We start from the raw sequence: 19,668 nt of genomic DNA, 5'->3' as shown, positions 1-19,668 counted from the left end.
CACTACACTTTACAGGTTGCAGCCTCAAATAATCCCTGGCCAGTGCAGTTTGGAACATCAGGTCAAGAGCAAAATAGTGGAGTCAGCAATGACAGTAGCGGCAGTATTTTTGCAGCTGGCTTTACCACTGGGGCTTTTACTGGAAACACTAACGCTGGCAACCCTGATGGTTATATTACCAAATACAACCCCGATGGTAGTCAAGCCTGGATTAAACAGTTCGGTACTTCTGGTACTGATTATGCCTTTGGAACTGGTAATGATAGTGCTGGCAATGTTTATTCGGCTGGCTACACCAATGGAGCTTTTGCGGGGGCAACCAATCTCGGTAGTAACGATGGGTTTATTACTAAATATACTTCTGCTGGTACTCTAGCTTGGGTTAAACAATTTGGTACGGCTGCCGATGACACATCTTTCGGAATTAGTGTTGATAGTAATGGCAATAGCTATGTAATTGGCAAAACCTATGGTGCATTTGCGGGTAATGTCACCCAAGGAGCTTATGACGCTTATATCGCCAAATATGACACCAATGGTACACAAACTTGGGTAAAACAGCTTGGTACAAACCAAGATGATGAAACAATAGGCGTTAGCCTAGATAGTAACAATAATATCTATGTTTTAGGCTCAACAGCAGGGGCATTTGCTGGAAATACCAATGTTAGTGGTTTTGATGTTTTTGTCAGTAAATACGACTCCAGTGGAACTCAGGCTTGGGTTAAACAACTCGGTTCATCTGGAAATAATTATGCCAATATCAATGGCATTAGTTCCGATAGTACAGGAAATGTCTTTATTACTGGCTATACCGATGGTACTTTCAGTGGTAACACCAGTTTAGGTTTTTATGATGGTTTTGTTGCCAAATATAGCACCACGGGAACCCTGGCTTGGGTTAAACAATTCGGGACAAGCTCCGAAGACTATTCTATTGCCTCCAAAACAGATAGTGCTGGTAATACTTATGTTACAGGTTGGACGAATGGTCAATTTACAGGAAATACGGCTTTAGGAGGCTATGACGGCTTTTTAGCAAAATACAACACCAGTGGGACGAGACTCTGGGTTAAGCAATTTGGTACAAACTCAAATGATTATGCTAATGGTTTGAGTATTGATAACCAGGGCAATATATACGTTAGTGGTTGGACTGAGTATGGCAGTTTCCCCACTTACACAAATCAGGGTGGCAGTGATAGCTACATAGCCTTATTCGATACCAATGGGAATCAGTTGTCCGTTCCCATCACCTCAACAGTTGTTCCACCCAACATCACCCTAGCTGTATCTCCTGCAAGTGTCACCGAAGATGGAACTACCAATCTGGTTTACACCTTTACCAGAACTGGCAGCACCACCAATGCCTTAACCATCAACTATACCGTTGGTGGAACAGCCACTTTCAACACAGACTATACCCAAACAGGTGCAGCCAGCTTTACTAGCACTACCGGAACTATTACCTTTGCAGCTGGTTCGAGTACAGCAACCCTAACCATAGACCCTAAAGCAGACACCACAGTTGAAGCTGATGAAACCGTGGCTTTAACTTTAGCTGCTGGTACAGGTTACACCACTGGTACAACCACAGCGGTGACGGGAACTATTACTAATGATGATGTTGCACCGTCTGTTACTATGAACCTCAGTGCTGACCAGACAATAGTTGAAGGCAGAACTAGTCCACAAAACGTTACCTATCAAGTTACTCTTTCCAGCACTAGCACCCAAACCATTACAGTCCAATATGAAACTAGTAACGGTACAGCTACAGCAACTTCAGACTATACCAGCAAAACAGGAACTTTGATGTTTAACCCAGGGGTAACAACTCAATCCATTGTTATTCCCATTCTCAATGATTCCATCAATGAAGCGAATGAAACCTTTAACCTCACCCTGAAATCTCCCACTAATGCCAGCTTGGGGACTAAAACCAGCGCCACCACTACTATCACCGATACCCTCACTGCCTCCGTTACCACCACCCTACCAACCAACGTAGAAAACCTGACTCTCACAGGAACAACGGCTATCAACGGTACAGGTAATGCAGGAGATAACGTCTTTAAGGGCAATAGTGCCAATAATACCCTTACAGGTCTCAATGGTAATGACACATACTCTTTTGTTGCTAACGCTGTTTTAGGAACAGATAAAATTGTGGAAACGGCAACAGGAGGTATTGATACTATTGACTTTAGTGGTACTACTTCCTCTGTGAATGTGAATTTGGGAGTAATCACCTCACAGACTGTCAATAGCAACCTGAAACTCATTCTTTCTGCCAACAACGTGATCGAAAATGCTACAGGTGGTACAGGAAATGACCGTCTCACGGGTAATGCTCTTGATAACCTGCTTGTTGGTGGTGAAGGCAATGACCAACTGCAAGGATTAGGGGGAAATGATATTCTCTGGGGAGGACTAGGCGATGATATTCTCAACGGTGGTGTCGGTAATGATCAATATCGCTTCCAATCTAATGGGGTATTTAGCAGCAGTTTAGGTGTTGACTACATTACTCAGTTTGAAGCCGGACAAGACCAGATTGCTTTAAGTCTTAGCACTTTCAATGCCATTACTAACACTGTAGGGCAGGCTTTAACTGATTTTGCCGTTGTTACTGATGATGAATTGGTTAATGCCAGTAGTGCTAAGATTGTTTATAGTCAAAGCACTGGTAGTTTATTCTATAACCAGGATGGCAATGTTCTGGGTACAGCATCAGTGTTTGAGTTTGCACGTTTAGGGAATCTTGATATTACCCTTAACAGTAGCAATTTTAGCCTGATTTCTTAGATATAGGGGTGCGTTACACCACGTTAGCGCACCCTAAAAATTCCAGCAAAATTTATATTTTTGCAGTTTGATTTTGTATACTCAAAACGGCTTAATCATTTGATTCTATAGGTAGGGGTAATTCATGAATTACCCCTACACAAATAAAATAAGTCGGGGATCTATGTTGATAATTATCTTCTCAGTTTCCGTTCTAAGAAAGCAATAATTTGTTCCCAGGCTGAAGTAGCAGCCATAGGATCATAACGATAACCATCATCTCTCATAAAAGTATGTTCTGCATCATAACAGAAAAATTGATGATGGACTTTGGCATTTTCCAAAGCATTAATTATAGTATGTCTATCATGTTCAGAAATATGTGGATCTTTAGTACCAAAAATTAACAGTATTTCCTCTTTAATTTCATCAAATCTGTGAATAGTATCAGCCACTCCTTTACCTAATTTTCCGCTAGGAATCCCTGTAGGATAACAAGCAACACAAGCGTTGATTTGATTTTCAAAAGCAGCACGAACAGCCAAATGTCCACCTATACAAAAACCCAAAGTGCCGATTTTATCACTAATAACTAAATTGTCATTTTTGAGAAAATCAATTACTGCACGAGTATCACTATCATATTCAGAAATTAAGGTTCTTCGTGCATCATCATTACCACGCATTCTGCCAATATCATTAGGTTCAATTACAGAACCCACTGGTTCAATACGGTGAAAAATTTCTGGTGCGGCGACTACATAACCAAAACCAGCTAAATAATTAACTAAGCGAATTATGGCATCACCTAATTGATAAATATCACTGTAAAAAACGATTCCTGGATATTTACCTGCTGGTTTAGGAGAAGCAACATAAACCCGCATTAAACTATCATCAACTCTTAATTCAATATTGCGTTTAATAATTTGCATTGTCTGATTTTCTATAAATTTCTTTAATTCTATTTCCTGAAATTTCATAGAAATCAGTACATTTTGCAATCATTTTTGAAATGAATTAAAACACCTTTTCACTGTTTCTCTCAAGTAATATCCCGAAATTTTCTTTGTAATTCTGCCCAAGTTATCCCGGCTAAACTAGGTAGAACAATATGAGCAGTTCCTACTCTCTCTGGTGGACCCATACCCACAGCCCACATACCTGCGGCTAAAGCTGCATCAATCCCTGCGGCTGCATCTTCAAAAACTACACATTGAGTTGCTGGAAGCCCTAACTGCTGGGCTGCAAATAGAAATAAATCTGGTGCGGGTTTGGCTTTTTTGACACTATAACCATCTGCGATCGCATCCAATTTATCACTAATTCCCAACTTTTGAATGACTACACGCGCGTTTTTACTCGCTGAACCAAGAGCTATTTTCAAACCAGCTTGACGCAAATCATCCAACAAGGAAACCGCACCCGGTAACAAGTTATCAGGGGTAATATTTTGAATCAATTCTACATAATAATCGTTTTTGCGCTCCATCATCTCTTGTATTTGTATGTCTGAATACCGTCTATTACCAATAATCAACATTAGCGAAGCACGGCGGGCAATTCCTCGCAACCCCTCATTAGCTTGACGGTTAAAAGGGATACCTTCCTCATCTGCTAACTTTTGCCAAGCTTGATAGTGATACTCTGCGGTATCAGTTAACACACCATCTAAATCAAAAATAATTCCCTGAATCATTGGGGCTGGCTGTTCTTTCCTAGTTTGCAATTCCTGGTGTAAATCAAAATCATGCCATTTTCCATGCCAGTGTAATTTAAACTGCAAGCGTGTCCAACTTGGAGGTAAATGGGGATGAGCTACGGGTTGATGATCTGTAAATTGAATACCTCCAAAGCCAAAAACTACAGCTTGCCAAATTCCTCCAGCACTAGCACCATGAATGCCATCATTTGTATTCCCTCGTCTATCTTCTAAATCCACCATAGCCGCTTGCATGAAGCGTTCGTAAGCTTCTTGAGTTTTGCCTAAATCGGCGGCTAAAATCGCATGAATAGCCGGACCCAGGGAAGAACCATAGGTGATATCAGTGCGCGGTGCGTAATATTCCCAGTTTGCTTCTAATATTTTTTGACTGTAGGGAAACTCTGCGGATTCCCTCATGAGGTAAAGTAGCATTAATACATCTGGTTGTTTAAGAACTTGGTGCTTGTTTGCTCCTTCAATACCTAAAATAGCTTGCATTGACTTTTGACGTGGTTCGTAGTCTGCTAGGTTAAGATCATCTAATTGGAAAAATCCCTCACATTGCTCAATTAATCCCGTTTCTGCTTCGTAGGGAATCCAGATTTTGTTGATGATTTCTTGCCAATGATTTCTAATTTCGTCAGTCAGTTGCAATTTTTGATCTAGTTCCTCAGCCCGTTCCGGGAAATTACGATATAACCAGTCATGAACTACACAAGCTTTTTCTAGATGCCATTGCACCATCCGGTTAGTAAATGTATTGTTATGTACTAGCTCATGGTATTCATCAGCACCTATGACACTGCGAATTTCATAACGTTGATGGTGAGGATTAAATTCAACTCTACTTGACCAGAAAATTGCGGTATCTAAAATAATCTCTGAGCCATAATCTCTGAGCCATTGATCGTCCCCAGTCACTCGCCAATAGTACCAGATAGCGTAGGGGATTACGGCACTAATATGAATTTCGCGATCGCGGCACCAAATGCGTACATCTTCTCCATAAAAATCACTAGGTAGCGCCCACCGAGGCGTAACTTCATCACCTGTCACCGCACTTTCCCAGGCGTACATCGCCCCTTGATATCCGTAATGAGTTGCTTTCCGTCGCGCCCCATCTAAAGTATGATAACGATAGGTCAGTAAATTCCGAGCTAGTGCTGGTTGGGTAAAAGTAAAAAATGGCAGAATAAAAATTTCCGTATCCCAAAAAATATGACCGTGATAACCAAAGCCAGAGATGGTTTTAGCGGGAATACTCACCCGATCATCATCATGGGGAGCCGCAATTAGTAATTGAAACAGATTATACCGGACTGCAAAAGCCGCTTTGCTATCTCCTTCAATGACAATATCGCTTTGCTGCCAGACCTCAGTCCATGCTTGTTCATTAGCTTGACGCAGAGTTATATAATCTGGCAGATGGGCGAGTTTTTCCTGTGCGGCTGACACTGGTTGCTCAACATCCCGTGAGGTAAAAACGGTGACAATTTTCTCTATAGTGACGGTCTGCTGTGGTTCAGAGACAAAGGTGGCGCTAATGCTAGGATAACCAGGTGCAGTATTGATTTGCAGCGCCGCATCGATTCCTGATATTGTCATCCTAGCAGCCATACCGATATCAATACGGCTGTAGCGAGTGCGACTGTGTAACCAGAAACCTCTATCAATCTTCCCTTGGTCTAGTCCTTCCCAGTGATTGAAACCTTTATTTTCTGGGTAGCCGTTAATACTAGCTTGAATTTCGACTACTCCCTGAAAATCTAATGTTGTTAATGTGCAACGTTGTCCTAAGACATGATGATCCGCTAAACTTGCAAAGCGTTCAAAGCTGATATCTATGGTTTTCCCAGTGGGACTACGCCAACGCAGAGAACGGCTGAGAAGTCCTTGGCGTAAATCAAGCTCACGATTGTACTGCAATATTTTACCTTGATCCAGACGAAAGCGATCGCCATCAATCGTCACTACCAATGGTAGCCAATCTGGACAGTTAGCCAGTTCTGTATAAACTACGGGAACATCATCATAAACACCATGAATGAATGTAGCTGATAATGCCCGTGGATAGCTTTCTTCAAAGCTGCCTCTTGTACCCAAATAACCGTTACCAATAGTAAATATTGTTTCTCTGGCGTGTAATTCGTCAGGGTTAAATTGGTTTTCTATTAATATCCAGTCTGTGTAAATGAAATTGTTTTTGTTTTCCATTTTTATGATTTTATCATTAAATATTGCTGAATGAATAGAGAATTTGCCTTACGCATAATTGCGGATCTACTTTCTGTAAATGAGGCGCAAATAAAGGCAGAGAGAAAGAAGTAAGAGAAATATCCGGTAGTGATGATTTTCAATGATGTTTAAATGTGGGTGTATTGCTGTTAATGTTCTGCGAGAATCTTTTCTGCTCTGGGTTTATAAATGAGATGAAACAGTGTTTCCATATATAAATCTCTAGCGTCGTTATCTTCCGGGGCGACAAAGTTCCAAAAACTAAACATCTTTGCCAATAACAACAATTGTTTTGTGTGTGATTTCCAGTTATATTGATGGCGAATTCTCTGAATCATCCATTGTGAATTTTCTAGCCAATATTCTGGATTAGCATCACATTTTTCTAAAAAATTAATAATTGTTTTCGCTGTTCCTTCTAAATCTGTAGGGTTGAGATGAAATCCATTTTGCCGATTTTCAATAATTTCTAAAGCTCCCCCAAATTGAGTAGCAAATGTTGGTAAACCAGAAATCATTGCTTCTAAAATACTGCGGCCAAAGGCTTCATAAAGAGCAAAATGAACATAAATGCCGCGATGATCGGCAATTACGCGATAAGCTTCACCGATGTTGCGGCTAGGTAATCGCATTCCTAACCAACGGATTTTACCTGCTAAATTACACTCATCAATAATATTATACAGTTTTTCGATTTCTCTAACTTCTTCAGGGTTTGTGGCTTCCTCAGCAGATAATTTGCTAGTTAATAAAATTAAGTTACACCGGGTTTGTAATTCTTTACTTTTGCCAAAACATTCTGCTAATCCAGTCAGATTTTTAATTGAGGTAATAGGTGCAACTGCAAAAATTGGTCTTTTGTGAATATTGTCTAAATAACCGATAATGTGATCATCTTGACGGTGAAATAATAGGTCTTGAATGTGTTGGCTCTCTTGAGGATTTCTGTATTCTATTTGGTCGTAGGGGAAAAAGAAGGTTTCACTAACTCCTGGTGACACCATATTAAATTTAGGATTAAATAAATCAATGCCATCAATTACATGATATAATTCGGGCATGGTAAAACATTTGTAAGATTCATATTGTCCTATTGTCTCTGGTGTACCTACAATTTCTTGATAGGATGAAGTAATAATAAAATCAGCAGCGTTCATGCTAATTAAATCAGCGGTAAATTGGGTGGAAAAGTGATATTTTTCTTCTAAATCTTGCCAATATAAATTACTAAATAAATGCTTTGGTTTTTCGAGAGCATGAGCAATATTGCATTGGGTAACTTTTAAGCTACGGGCGAGGAGAAACGCCACTAAGTTACCATCGCTGTAGTTACCAATAATTAAATTTGGTTTTCCTTGGAATTGTGTTAAAAGTTCTTTTTCAGCATCTTGGGCAAATTTTTCTAAATAAGGCCAAATTTCAAATTTAGAAATCCAATTATTGGTAATTTCCGCATCAGAATTTGCAAAGGGAACGCGCAAAATCCAAGCATTTTCTGTATTGTGAACTTTCTCTAACCGCAGGTCACAAAATGTCTCTTGACAGTTGGGAATCAAGCGAGTCAGAATAATTACATGAGGTTTGATACCTAAAGAGTCAAGACCAGCAAGTTTTATTTCTGCTTGGAGTTTATTTTCTAAGCTGCGTGCTTGTTCGAGGACATAAATAACTTGACCTAATGTTTCATCTCTTCCTAACACATCCTCTTGTGCTACCCAACCATGTATAGAAACGAGAATAACGCGAAAAACAGCGGGAATACGTGCCACAAAAGCTTCGAGAATAGAAGGTTGGGGAGTGTCTATAAGTCTTTGTAGCAATTCTAAGGTTTCTCTAATTCGCGCTGCATTGTTACCCCAACCTGCTTCAAAACCAAGTTCTTGGAGGTGAACACGAAATTCTTGGTAAGGTTCGTGGGGAGGAAGTTCGCTTAAAAGCTTAATCGCTGGTTTAATTTGTTTAGCAAACTTGATACCGGAATCAATGCGATCGCTAATTAACAGCCTTATATCATTGTACTTTATGCCTCGTAATGCTTGAAATAAAATTTCTAGCCAATATTGAGGATTTGTCACAAATTGATTGCATAGATAATGGTTAAGGAAGGTCAGACCTTGACCTATGTCTCTAGAGTCGCTAATTTTCGGAGATGTTTGGTAAAAAGGACGGAGGTCGATTTCTAAAATGTCGGACTGGTAACGGTTGACTAAATGATCACTCACATCTAAAAATTCTTTAGGTGTCATTAAATCACAACTCGTGAAATCTGCATTTAGTCTCCATACCTCTTGACTAGCAATTTTCGGACGGACAACGAACCATGTATTTTCCCTTTCGAGAATGATTTCATGGGTGTAGTTTAAGAGTGTTCCTAGAGAAGAAGAATGGTAAAAATAAGCAGGTTTTTGAGATTGACGACAATAATCTGCAAAATTTTGTAAAATTTCATTCCTGAGAAAATAACATTTATCCTGAGTCTTTAAAGTACAGAGAAACTGACCTAGATCGATTTTTTCGTCACTATCGAAAACAAGTTTCAATAATTCATGCATAGAGAATTACCCAACCATAACTAGCTTAAGACCTCATCTTTATCCCCTCTCAATTGTACTTACTGTATTAAATGATGGGTTTGCTGAGGTACACTTCTCCTATGATTATAAATAGCTTGTCAAAATTATCGCGTCTAGCTGAGGAGTGAAAGCCGCAATTAATTCTTTAGATATAGAAAAATTAGGTTGAGTTGGGAATTATTGTAGCTTATTTACTACCACTTGACAGAGGAGATTTTTCTTTGACCACAAAAATTCTGATGTTATCTATCTAGTTTTTGATCACTACAGCAAATTACAGATAAATAGCCAATTTTACTTATATACAGATATTCAGAAAGTCTCTACTGACTCCTGAATTCTGCCGTTTTTTCCTCACTTTATTAAGTCAATAGCGGCTAATTGCAGTTTTGTAAACTCCTCTTGTGACAGTATTTAAATAGTCCTTTGATTAATTTACCAAACCTTCAAAAAACTATAATTTCTTTATATAAAATTTGCCAATTTGGCTAAAATGGCTCAAAAAAAATAGTATTCTGCATATCAGATGAATGTTTGTGTTCCCGATTTTTTCAATCACACAATGGCTAGGCATTAGCATCCAGACCAGTTTTATTGAATTACATAACCATTAACTAAGGGGTAATCTGTGAACTTTAAACAATGATTGAGTCAATTTTTCAGTTTGAAGTTAACTATCAACTAATGAAGGTAAATTTCTGGAAAATAGAGGAGATTTATACATTTTTATTGTTTGCTCATTTTGGGATACTTGAGATTTGCATCGCTAAATATTCATTTATGACTTAATCTTTGGCGATTATAAACATAAGCAAAAAACAGCATTATCCCGCAGATAATGCAACATCAAACCTTCAGTTATACACCGATTATACAAGTTATATCAGGGCTAGTCATGAACTACCGATCTTCTTCTTCTCCAGCTAATTTTGAAAATCTTATTACACCTGAAGAATTAAATCAGGTTATTGAAGCTATTGCAGATGGTAGATATTCTTGGGCTTGTGTGCTGATTCTACGTTTTATTGGCTATAATCCACTCCATTATATACCCCAGCGTACCTATAGCCGGTTAATGAAAGAAAATAGCCCAGTGGTTGCAGCATCAACATCTAATCATCAGCAGAAATTGCACTCTGTAAATAGCAATCATCGAGTAGCTGTATCTCAGGCATTTAGCAGTAACTAATACCGCATAAAAACTGTAGAGGCGTTGCACCGGAACGTCTCTACTGACTATGATGATATAGGGATAATATTTGATTTATGAAACGATACGTAGGGTGCGTCAGATACAACCAGGACTTACGCACCCTACAAATACTTAGATTTTTTCAAAATTCAAATATGAGTCCTATAAGGTGCTAACTTGACTACAGTAAATCGTAAGTATTCAGTCATAGCAATCGTTCATATCCAGATCCCCGACTTCTTTGATTTATTGTGTCCATCAATGATAAATTGATCTGGTGAAGTCGGGGATCTTATCGCCTTACCTATTGGGTCAAAGTAAATCTAAATTGATAGCTTGTTGCCATACTTGCTCAAAATTAATTCCCTGCTTAGTAGAGATATATAATAATACTATAGCTGCCGAACGTTTAGAATTATCACAATGTATCAGCAGTGGTTTAGGGAGTTCGTTAATAATTTCAAAGATATAATTTGCAGATTGATGAGTTAAATATTCAACTTTTGTAGGTAAATTGACATAGCACAATCCTAAAAATTGTGTTTTTTCTTGCTCATCTTGCCAGAAGTCCTGTTTATCTACAAAACACAGATTCAGGACAGATTTATAACCATCATCAGCGAGTTTTTGCAACTGATCTGGTGTAATTTGTCCACTAATTGCTAATTCCTGATTAATTTTCCTGACAATATTAATTTGCCGCACATTGTCAATCATAGGTTATGGATGGAATGAAGTAAATATCCAGATGACAACCCTATCTCCATCTGAGTATGACAATTAAATTTAGGAATTCTCTTTACCCCACGGTCTTCTTGTACTCAGTGTTAATTCTACTCTTAACTTACAGGAAAAATTTGAGGAACTTGTGAGGATGTGAGGATGTAATTCCCAGCAAAAAAAAATATGATCTTGAGGAGAATTGATTGAAATGTATCCCAAAATGAATAGATTTATTAAGTAAATCCTCAAGTTCAGGTTTTCCTCACAAGTTCCTCAAATTTTCATCTTAGTTTCAAGGTAGACACAAAAGAACTGGGGCATACACCGATGTTAAGCGCAAATACACTGACAGTTAACTGGTTATCCCTGATCAAAACTAAATAAGAAGTTATCAATCACCCATCACAAACAACTAATTATTACAGCTAAGTTATTCTCAAAGGTCAATGAATATGAAAATCCAAACTCAAATCAAAACTCAAACCAAAACTTATGCCACTATAGACGGTAATGAAGCAGTTGCCAAAGTCGTCTATCCACTCAATGAAGTTATTGCCATTTATCCAATTACACCATCTTCACCGATGGCTGAATGGTCTGATGCTTGGATGAGTGAAAATAAACCAAATATTTGGGGAAGCGTTCCCACCGTAGTGCAGTTACAGAGTGAAGGAGGAGTTGCTGGTGCGGTACATGGTGCTTTACAAACAGGTTCATTAACTACCACATTTACAGCATCTCAGGGATTAATGTTAATGCTCCCAAATATGTACAAAATTGCGGGTGAACTGACACCTACAGTATTTCATATTGCGGCGCGATCGCTCGCAGCTCAAGGTTTATCAATTTTTGGAGATCATAGTGATGTCATGGCGGCCAGAAGTACCGGTTTTGCCATGTTATGCGCTGCTTCTGTGCAAGAAGCCCAAGATTTTGCCCTCATTTCTACACGCGCAACTTTAGAATCTCGCATCCCTTTCTTACACTTTTTTGATGGTTTTCGCACCTCTCACGAAGTAGATAAAGTAGAAACATTAACAACAGAAACCCTACAAAAAATCATCCCTATCGAATTAGTAATAAATCATCGTTCACGGGCTTTAACACCTGACCGACCAGTATTAAGAGGAACAGCCCAAAACCCCGATGTTTACTTTCAAGCTAGAGAAACAGTCAACCCATTTTATTTAGCTTGTCCAGACATCACTCAAAAGGCAATGGACGAATTTGCCGAAATTACAGGACGAGAATATAAATTATTTGAATATCATGGACATCCCCAAGCTGAAAAAATCATTATTCTCATGGGTTCTGGTTGTGAAACAGTTCATGAAACTGTCGATTATCTCAACAAAGAAGGCGAAAAAGTTGGAGTCATCAAAGTTAGATTATATCGTCCTTTTGACACCCAAAGATTTATAGATTCTTTACCAAAAACAACCCAAAGTATTGCAGTTTTAGACCGGACAAAAGAACCAGGGGCAATAGGTGAACCACTTTATACTGATGTTGTCACTGCAATTCAAGAAGCAAATCCAAAATCCAAAATCCAAAATCTAAAATTGGTTGTTGGCGGTAGGTATGGTTTATCATCTAAAGAATTTACACCAGCAATGGTGAAAGCTGTATTTGATAACTTAGTTACTGAAACACCAAAAAATCATTTTACAGTTGGGATTAACGATGATGTCACCCACACAAGCCTAGAGTATGACCCGGAATTTAACATTGAACCTGATAATATTGTCCGGGCAATTTTCTATGGTTTAGGTGCAGATGGTACGGTCGGAGCAAACAAAAACTCCATCAAAATTATCGGGGAAGAAACTGATAATTATGCCCAAGGTTATTTTGTTTACGACTCTAAAAAATCCGGTTCTGTCACAGTTTCTCATCTGCGGTTTGGATCTCAACAAATTCGTTCTACCTATTTAATCACTAAAGCTAACTTCGTCGCTTGTCATCAATGGGAATTTGTGGAAAAATTCCCCATGTTGAAAGATGTTGTCCCTGGTGGCACATTCCTATTAAATGCACCTTATGACAAAGATGAAATTTGGGATAAATTACCTGCTTCTATGCAAGAAGAGATAATCAACAAAAATCTCAAATTCTACGTCATCAACGCCTATAAAGTCGCAGGAGAAACAGGAATGGGCGGACGTATTAACACAGTCATGCAAACTTGTTTCTTTGCTGTTTCCGGTGTTTTACCCAGAGAAGAAGCAATAGAACAAATCAAAAAATCAATCCGTAAAACCTACGGTAAAAAAGGCGAAGAAATCGTCCAAATGAATATCCAAGCAGTTGATAAAACTCTTGATAATTTGTACGAAATCAACACTAAACAAAAAACTGCCCAGTCCCCAGTTCCCAGTCCTCAATCACCAATCCCCGATTATGCACCGCCATTTGTGCGTGATGTTTTAGGTAAAATAATTGCCCGTGAAGGTGATGATTTACCAGTGAGTGCATTACCTTGTGATGGGACATATCCAACGGGTACATCTAAATGGGAAAAACGCAATATTGCCCTAGAAATTCCTGTTTGGGACCCAGACGTTTGCATTCAATGTGGTAAATGCGTGATGGTATGTCCACATAGTGTAATTAGGGGTAAAGTTTATGAACCTGAACAATTAGCAAATGCACCAGAAACATTCAAGAGTGCAAATGCTAAAGAACATGATTGGCATGATTTAAAATTCACGATTCAAGTAGCAGCAGAAGACTGTACAGGTTGTGCTTTATGTGTTGATGTATGTCCGGCCAAAAATAAAGCCGAACCTAAGAAAAAAGCCATTAATATGGCAGCACAAAGACCATTAAGAGAACCAGAACGGGAAAATTGGGATTTCTTCTTAAATTTACCAAATCCCGACCGTCGCAATTTGAAGTTGAATAGAATTAATCAACAACAAATGCAAGAACCGTTATTTGAATTTTCTGGTGCTTGTGGAGGATGTGGAGAAACACCCTATATTAAACTGGTAACACAACTATTTGGCGATCGCATGATAGTCGCTAACGCCACCGGTTGTTCATCTATCTATGGTGGTAACTTACCCACCACACCTTGGACAACAAACGCCGAAGGAAGAGGTCCAGCATGGTCTAACAGTCTATTTGAAGATAACGCCGAATTTGGTTTAGGTTTCCGCGTTTCTATTGACAAACAAGCCGAAATTGCTGCTTATTTACTTCAACAACTTGCACCCCAAATTGGTGAAAATTTAGTTACCGCAATTCTCAACGCTGAACAAAAAGACGAAGCGGATATTTATGAACAACGAGAACGGGTATCTATTCTCAAACATAAATTAGATGAATTGTTGAATAATACCGATTTAACTAATCAGAAATCTCAAATCCTCAATCTTAAATCCCTTGCTGATTATTTGGTGAAAAAGAGTGTTTGGATTATAGGTGGTGACGGTTGGGCGTATGATATTGGTTACGGTGGATTAGATCATGTAATTGCTAGTGGTCGTAACGTTAATATCTTAGTATTAGACACAGAAGTTTATTCTAATACTGGTGGACAAATGTCCAAATCTACTCCTAAAGGTGCAGTTGCAAAATTTGCCGCAGGTGGTAAACCAGCAGCTAAAAAAGATTTAGGTTTAATAGCCATGACTTACGGTAACGTTTATGTTGCTAGTGTGGCTATGGGTGCAAGAGATGAACAGACATTAAAAGCATTTCTGGAAGCGGAAGCTTACGATGGACCATCATTAATTATTGCCTACAGTCATTGTGTTGCTCATGGTATTAATATGAGTACAGCAATGCAAAATCAAAAAGCCGTTGTAGACTCTGGACGCTGGTTATTATATCGTTATAATCCTGACAGATTAGAACAAGGACAAAACCCCTTACAGCTTGATTCACGTACTCCCAGAATACCAGTTGAAAATTCCATGTACATGGAAAACCGTTTCAAAATGTTGACCAAAATCAACCCAGAAAGGGCAAAAGAACTATTACAAGAAGCCCAAACTGATGTTAATACCCGTTGGCAAATGTATCAATATTTAGCCGCCAGAAAATTACAAGAAAATCAACAACAATAAGCAGTTAAATAACGAGAAATAAGATCCCCGACTTTTTGTATCAATTAATAATTTATTCTACCAGATCAAAATAGAAGTCGGGGATCTGGCAAATCACCAATTACCAATCACAAACAAAATTATGAACTTAATTACAACATATCTGGGATTAGAATTAAAGTCACCTTTAGTTCCTTCAGCTTCTCCCCTTTCCCAAGAAGTTGATAATATTAAAATCATGGAAGATGCAGGTGCAGGTGCAGTAGTAATGCACTCATTATTTGAAGAACAATTAACTTTAGAAAAATACGAACTACATCATCATCTAACTTATGGTACAGAAAGTTTTGCCGAAGCTTTAACTTACTTTCCTGAACCTACAAATTTCCGAGTCGGACCAGAAGAATATTTAGAACATATTAGAAAAGCCACAGAAAAAGTAGACATTCCCATTATTGCCAGTTTAAATGGTTGTTCTCCCGGTGGTTGGACAGAATATGGTAAACTCATGCAAGAAGCAGGAGCATCAGCATTAGAATTAAATATTTATTATGTTCCCACTGACCCAGATTTAACAAGTGCAGAAATTGAACAGAATTACATTGATATTCTCACATCTGTGAAAAATGCAATCACAATTCCTGTAGCTGTTAAACTCAGTCCCTATTTTACCAATACTGCAAATATGGCTAAACGTTTAGATCAAGCTGGGGCTGATGGTTTAGTATTATTTAATCGGTTCTATCAACCAGATATTAATTTAGAAACTTTGGATGTTGAACCTCATGTACTATTAAGTACACCCCAAGCCATGCGTTTACCTCTGCGCTGGATAGCTATTCTCTATGGTCATATTCAGGGTAGTTTAGCCGCAACTAGTGGTATTCACAATGCCCATGATGTGATAAAAATGTTAATGGTAGGCGCAAATGCCACTATGCTTTGTTCCGTGCTATTACGACATGGTATTGAGCATATTCATAGTTTAGAAAAAGACCTGCGGGAATGGATGGAAACTCATGAATATGAATCTGTTAAACAAATGCAAGGTAGCATGAGTCAACTTAACTGTCCTAATCCTAGCGCCTTTGAACGCGCTCAGTATATGAAAGCTTTGCAAAATTATAACCCTGAGTGGGGACGTATTCACGCACGGCTGTAAGAGACCAGAGAATAGACATCTCCGCAAAAGATTGTAGAACCTCTCTACAAAAATTCAAACTATGCACATTTAATTATCGGAGATGTCTAATGGGGAGTGGTATTTATTATTTCTTTTCTCCAATTAAAAATTAACCAAAAAATTACCAATTATGAAAAAACGCATCGGTATTCTTACTAGTGGTGGTGACTGTCCTGGTTTAAACTGTGTAATCCGAGCAGTTGTTAGTCATGCGACACTTACCTATAATTGGGAAGTTGTGGGTATTCCTTATGCCACCCAAGGGTTATTAGAACAAAAAACTGTGCCTTTAAGTATCCACGGTTGGGACTTACGCGGTATTGACCCTTTAATAAATATGGGGGGAACGATTTTAGGTAGTATTAATAAAGGAGATACTTTAGCTTCTGCAAGCGAAATTTTAACTGGTTATGAAGCATTGGGTTTAGATGCTTTAATTGCAGTGGGTGGAGATGGTAGTTTAAAGATTATTCATGAATTAGCAACTTTGGGTAATTGGCATTTAGTCGCTATTCCTAAAACAATTGACAATGATGTAGCATTAACAGAACGTTCAATAGGTTTTGATACGGCAGTTAATACTATTGTCGATGCTATTAATCGTCTCACATTTACCGCTGCAAGTCATGACCGGGTGATGATTATCGAAGTTATGGGACGCACCGCTGGACATTTAGCACTACATTCAGGTATTGCTGGAGGTGCAGATGTGATTTTAATTCCTGAAGTTCCTTATACTATCAAAGGTTTATGTGATCATCTTACCCAATTGCGCGATCGCTGGCAACGCAAATTTGCCATCGTGGTTGTTGCTGAAGGTGCAAACCCTTGTTTAGATGATTTAGAAAATGGTGATAGCTGCACAACTTCTAAATGTGGTCGCGGTCAATATATTGCTGACCAAATTGCTAGTTGTAGTAGTAATTTAGTAGATACTAGAGTTTCTGTTTTAGGACATATTCAACGTGGTGGTATTCCCTCAGCTTTAGACCGTCTTATAGCTACAGTATATGGTAAAACCGCAGTTGATTTAATTGCCCAAGAAAAATATGATCAAATGTTAGCTTGGCAAAATGGTCAAGCTGTAGCTGTTCCTATCCAAGATGCTTTAGATAAAAGCCCCTCACTTGTCAATCCTCAAGGTGAACTAGTCCAAATTGCTCACTCTTTAGGCATTTATATAGGAGATAATTAGGCGATATAAAATCAATGATATTTTTGAAGAATGTTATCAAAAAGCTAGGCAATATATTCTGAAAAGATATCAATTATCTTCTAATTTATTTCCTGAAAACCCTCCTTTTTCTGTTGTAGATGTTCTGAATCCAGATTATTTACCATAAATTTTAGATACCACTTTTTTAAAATACGACTGTTATTTAACGGTGAGGTTAAACAGGATATGCTATAATAGTAGTTAGTCTCAATTTAAATAGTAAAAAAGTAACTGATTATGAAAAAAATAGAACTAGAACTAGATCAAGAAACCTATGATAAAATACAACAACTAACCCAAACTCATCATTGTGAACTTTCAGACCTCATTAAAGCAATGATTGAGCAATTAACGCAACCGGAAATTATCAATGATTCATTCATTGGTAAATGGTCAGATGATGCAGAATTAGTTGATAAAATGATTGAAGATATGTTACAAAATAGAGTCTAAAAAATGTTGTCTGGAAAGTGAAAAATAAATCTTTAATTGACACAGATGTCCTTTCAGAAATTCGTAAGGGTAAAAATAGCCAAGTCATAACTAAAGCCATTGCCTATAAAGCCATATTTAAACAATACACTATTTCTGTAATTACAGTTTCAGAAGTTATCAAAGGATGGAGAAAATTAAACCGTAATGACAGGATTCAAGAATTTTTAATAGATTTACCACAAATGGAAATCTTATCTTTAGAACAAAAAAGTGCAGAATTATCTGGATTGATTTATGCAGATTTAGAAAAAACTGGACAACCTATAGGATTAGCAGATGTATTAATTGCTTCTATTGCGATAGAAAATAATTTAATTTTGGTTACAGGAAATACTAAACATTATCAAAAAATTCAATCATTAGGTTATCCTTTACAAATAGATAATTGGAGAGAATAAACCAGAAATCTAAAAATCACATCCTGTAAATCCTCAAATCCTGGATATCCTGATTCAGACAAAAAAATTATAACTTTTGACTTTTGACTTTTGACTTTTGACTTCCCGAAGGGTGTCCTGATTCAGACAAATAAAATCATCCATATCATTTTACATTGTTTTGAGTCAGAGACTCACCTTTTGCATTCCCAGTCAGAGACTGGGAACGAGAAACGAGAAAATCCCTACCTCTTAAACCGATACAATGCGTTTTTTCGCTAGACGGTTTCTCCGCAGTTTAGCAGCACCAAAACAAAGACCTAATGTTGCTAGTCCTACTGTGGAATTAAGTTCAAAGGGAACAGCAGCAGAGACAGGAGCAAATTGTGTTGTTGCACTGTTATTATCTAGATATACGGGAAATAGCCTAGACGGCAATATAGCAGTGAAATCAGGATTACCAAAACTTAATTGAAGTCCGTCGGAATTATTACTAAATCCAGCATTAGCAGAAGTGATCACACCATTATCGACGAAAAAAGAACCGCTTCCTCCGTAACCGTCAAGATCATAAATACCCAAATAATCACCATTGGGTGTAGATGTAACTGTTGCAGTAATTGGACCAGAAGTGTTATTACCCTCAACTAAACCGCTTACTGTTCCTGTAATGAAACCATTAGTCCCATTTGTATCCTGAAACGAAAAATTGAAATCAAGGGCATTTGCAGGGGACGCACCTAACAACACTGAAGCTGCAAAACTAGATACAGCAAGGGTTTTAGCGATTATGGGGGGGGGTAGAAAGATTGATTTTGAGCATGATCATAAAGTCCTAATAGTTGCTTTACGTATATAATATAAGCTTTAGTATGTAGTGTCAATAAAGACTAAACTACTTTTTTTAAAACCGAAAGAATACTTAAAAATACAAATCCCCTACTTCATTAAAAATGTAAAGAAACTGTCAGAATCAGGACACCCTGCGGGAAGTCAAAAGTCAAAAGTCAAAAGTCAAAAAAATATTAATTTCCAGGATTTAAGGATTTACAGGATGGGAGAGAAATTAAAAATTAAAAATTGAATATATCTGCGTTTATCTGCGTTTATCTGCGTTTAATTATATAATT

Annotated in this window: 13 protein-coding genes; 8 read left to right on the top strand and 5 right to left on the bottom strand. The window is 37.9% G+C overall.

What is annotated here, in order from left to right; all coding sequences use genetic code 11:
- A partial coding sequence (locus tag VB694_RS22655; RefSeq protein ID WP_323362598.1) for an SBBP repeat-containing protein occupies window positions 1–2,808 on the top strand: 2,808 nt, incomplete at its 5' end.
- Between the two features lie 173 nt (window positions 2,809–2,981).
- On the opposite strand, the gene VB694_RS22650 is transcribed toward VB694_RS22655, so the two are convergent.
- From VB694_RS22650 to VB694_RS22640, 3 genes are all read right to left on the bottom strand, one after another.
- The gene (locus VB694_RS22650; RefSeq protein WP_323362600.1) at window positions 2,982–3,722 is read right to left on the bottom strand and encodes a dienelactone hydrolase family protein; all 741 of its coding nucleotides are present in this window, start codon (window positions 3,720–3,722) and stop codon (window positions 2,982–2,984) included.
- A gap of 110 nt (window positions 3,723–3,832) precedes the next feature.
- Entirely contained in the window at window positions 3,833–6,706 is a 2,874-nt protein-coding gene (gene pgmB, locus VB694_RS22645) for a beta-phosphoglucomutase (RefSeq protein WP_323362597.1), read from the bottom strand.
- Between the two features lie 170 nt (window positions 6,707–6,876).
- Window positions 6,877–9,279 (bottom strand): sucrose synthase, encoded by a 2,403-nt coding sequence (locus tag VB694_RS22640; RefSeq protein WP_323362596.1) that lies wholly within the window; start codon window positions 9,277–9,279, stop codon window positions 6,877–6,879.
- Between the two features lie 916 nt (window positions 9,280–10,195).
- On the opposite strand from VB694_RS22640, the gene VB694_RS22635 reads away from it, so the two are divergent.
- Window positions 10,196–10,489, top strand: coding sequence for a HetP family heterocyst commitment protein (locus tag VB694_RS22635; RefSeq protein ID WP_323362595.1), 294 nt, complete (start codon window positions 10,196–10,198; stop codon window positions 10,487–10,489).
- A 315-nt stretch (window positions 10,490–10,804) separates the two neighbouring features.
- On the opposite strand, the gene VB694_RS22630 is transcribed toward VB694_RS22635, so the two are convergent.
- Window positions 10,805–11,209 carry a beta-lactamase hydrolase domain-containing protein gene (locus VB694_RS22630; RefSeq protein WP_323362594.1) on the bottom strand — a complete coding sequence of 135 codons (405 nt, stop codon included), beginning with the start codon at window positions 11,207–11,209 and terminating at the stop codon, window positions 10,805–10,807.
- 458 nt (window positions 11,210–11,667) lie between these two features.
- Here VB694_RS22630 and nifJ point away from each other — a divergent pair, with 458 nt between their 5' ends.
- The 6 genes from nifJ (at window position 11,668) to VB694_RS22605 (ending at window position 18,559) form a co-directional block, all read left to right on the top strand.
- Window positions 11,668–15,288, top strand: coding sequence for a pyruvate:ferredoxin (flavodoxin) oxidoreductase (gene nifJ / locus VB694_RS22625; RefSeq protein WP_323362593.1), 3,621 nt, complete (start codon window positions 11,668–11,670; stop codon window positions 15,286–15,288).
- A 121-nt stretch (window positions 15,289–15,409) separates the two neighbouring features.
- Window positions 15,410–16,429, top strand: a complete 1,020-nt coding sequence (locus tag VB694_RS22620) for a dihydroorotate dehydrogenase-like protein (RefSeq protein ID WP_323362592.1) — start codon at window positions 15,410–15,412, stop codon at window positions 16,427–16,429.
- A 151-nt stretch (window positions 16,430–16,580) separates the two neighbouring features.
- Window positions 16,581–17,645 carry an ATP-dependent 6-phosphofructokinase gene (locus VB694_RS22615; RefSeq protein ID WP_323362591.1) on the top strand — a complete coding sequence of 355 codons (1,065 nt, stop codon included), beginning with the start codon at window positions 16,581–16,583 and terminating at the stop codon, window positions 17,643–17,645.
- Complete coding sequence (locus VB694_RS25360; protein WP_416233500.1) at window positions 17,638–17,793, top strand: DUF29 family protein; 156 nt, start codon at window positions 17,638–17,640, stop codon at window positions 17,791–17,793. The genes VB694_RS22615 and VB694_RS25360 overlap by 8 nt, the downstream gene beginning before the upstream one ends.
- Window positions 17,794–17,903: 110 nt before the next feature.
- On the top strand, window positions 17,904–18,119 hold the full coding sequence (locus VB694_RS22610; protein WP_323362590.1) for a hypothetical protein: 216 nt from the start codon (window positions 17,904–17,906) through the stop codon (window positions 18,117–18,119).
- A gap of 17 nt (window positions 18,120–18,136) precedes the next feature.
- Entirely contained in the window at window positions 18,137–18,559 is a 423-nt protein-coding gene (locus VB694_RS22605) for a PIN domain-containing protein (RefSeq protein ID WP_323362589.1), read from the top strand.
- Between the two features lie 231 nt (window positions 18,560–18,790).
- Here the strand turns inward: VB694_RS22605 and VB694_RS22600 are convergent, their stop codons facing one another.
- Window positions 18,791–19,288, bottom strand: coding sequence for a hypothetical protein (locus VB694_RS22600; protein ID WP_323362588.1), 498 nt, complete (start codon window positions 19,286–19,288; stop codon window positions 18,791–18,793).
- Window positions 19,289–19,668: the final 380 nt, after the last annotated feature.

The sequence above is a fragment of the Anabaena sp. UHCC 0451 genome, assembly GCF_034931405.1.
Taxonomy (GTDB): Bacteria; Cyanobacteriota; Cyanobacteriia; order Cyanobacteriales; family Nostocaceae; genus RDYJ01.
The sequence above is the reverse complement of the archived record's forward strand: the minus strand, read 5'-3'. Positions and strand labels throughout refer to the sequence as shown.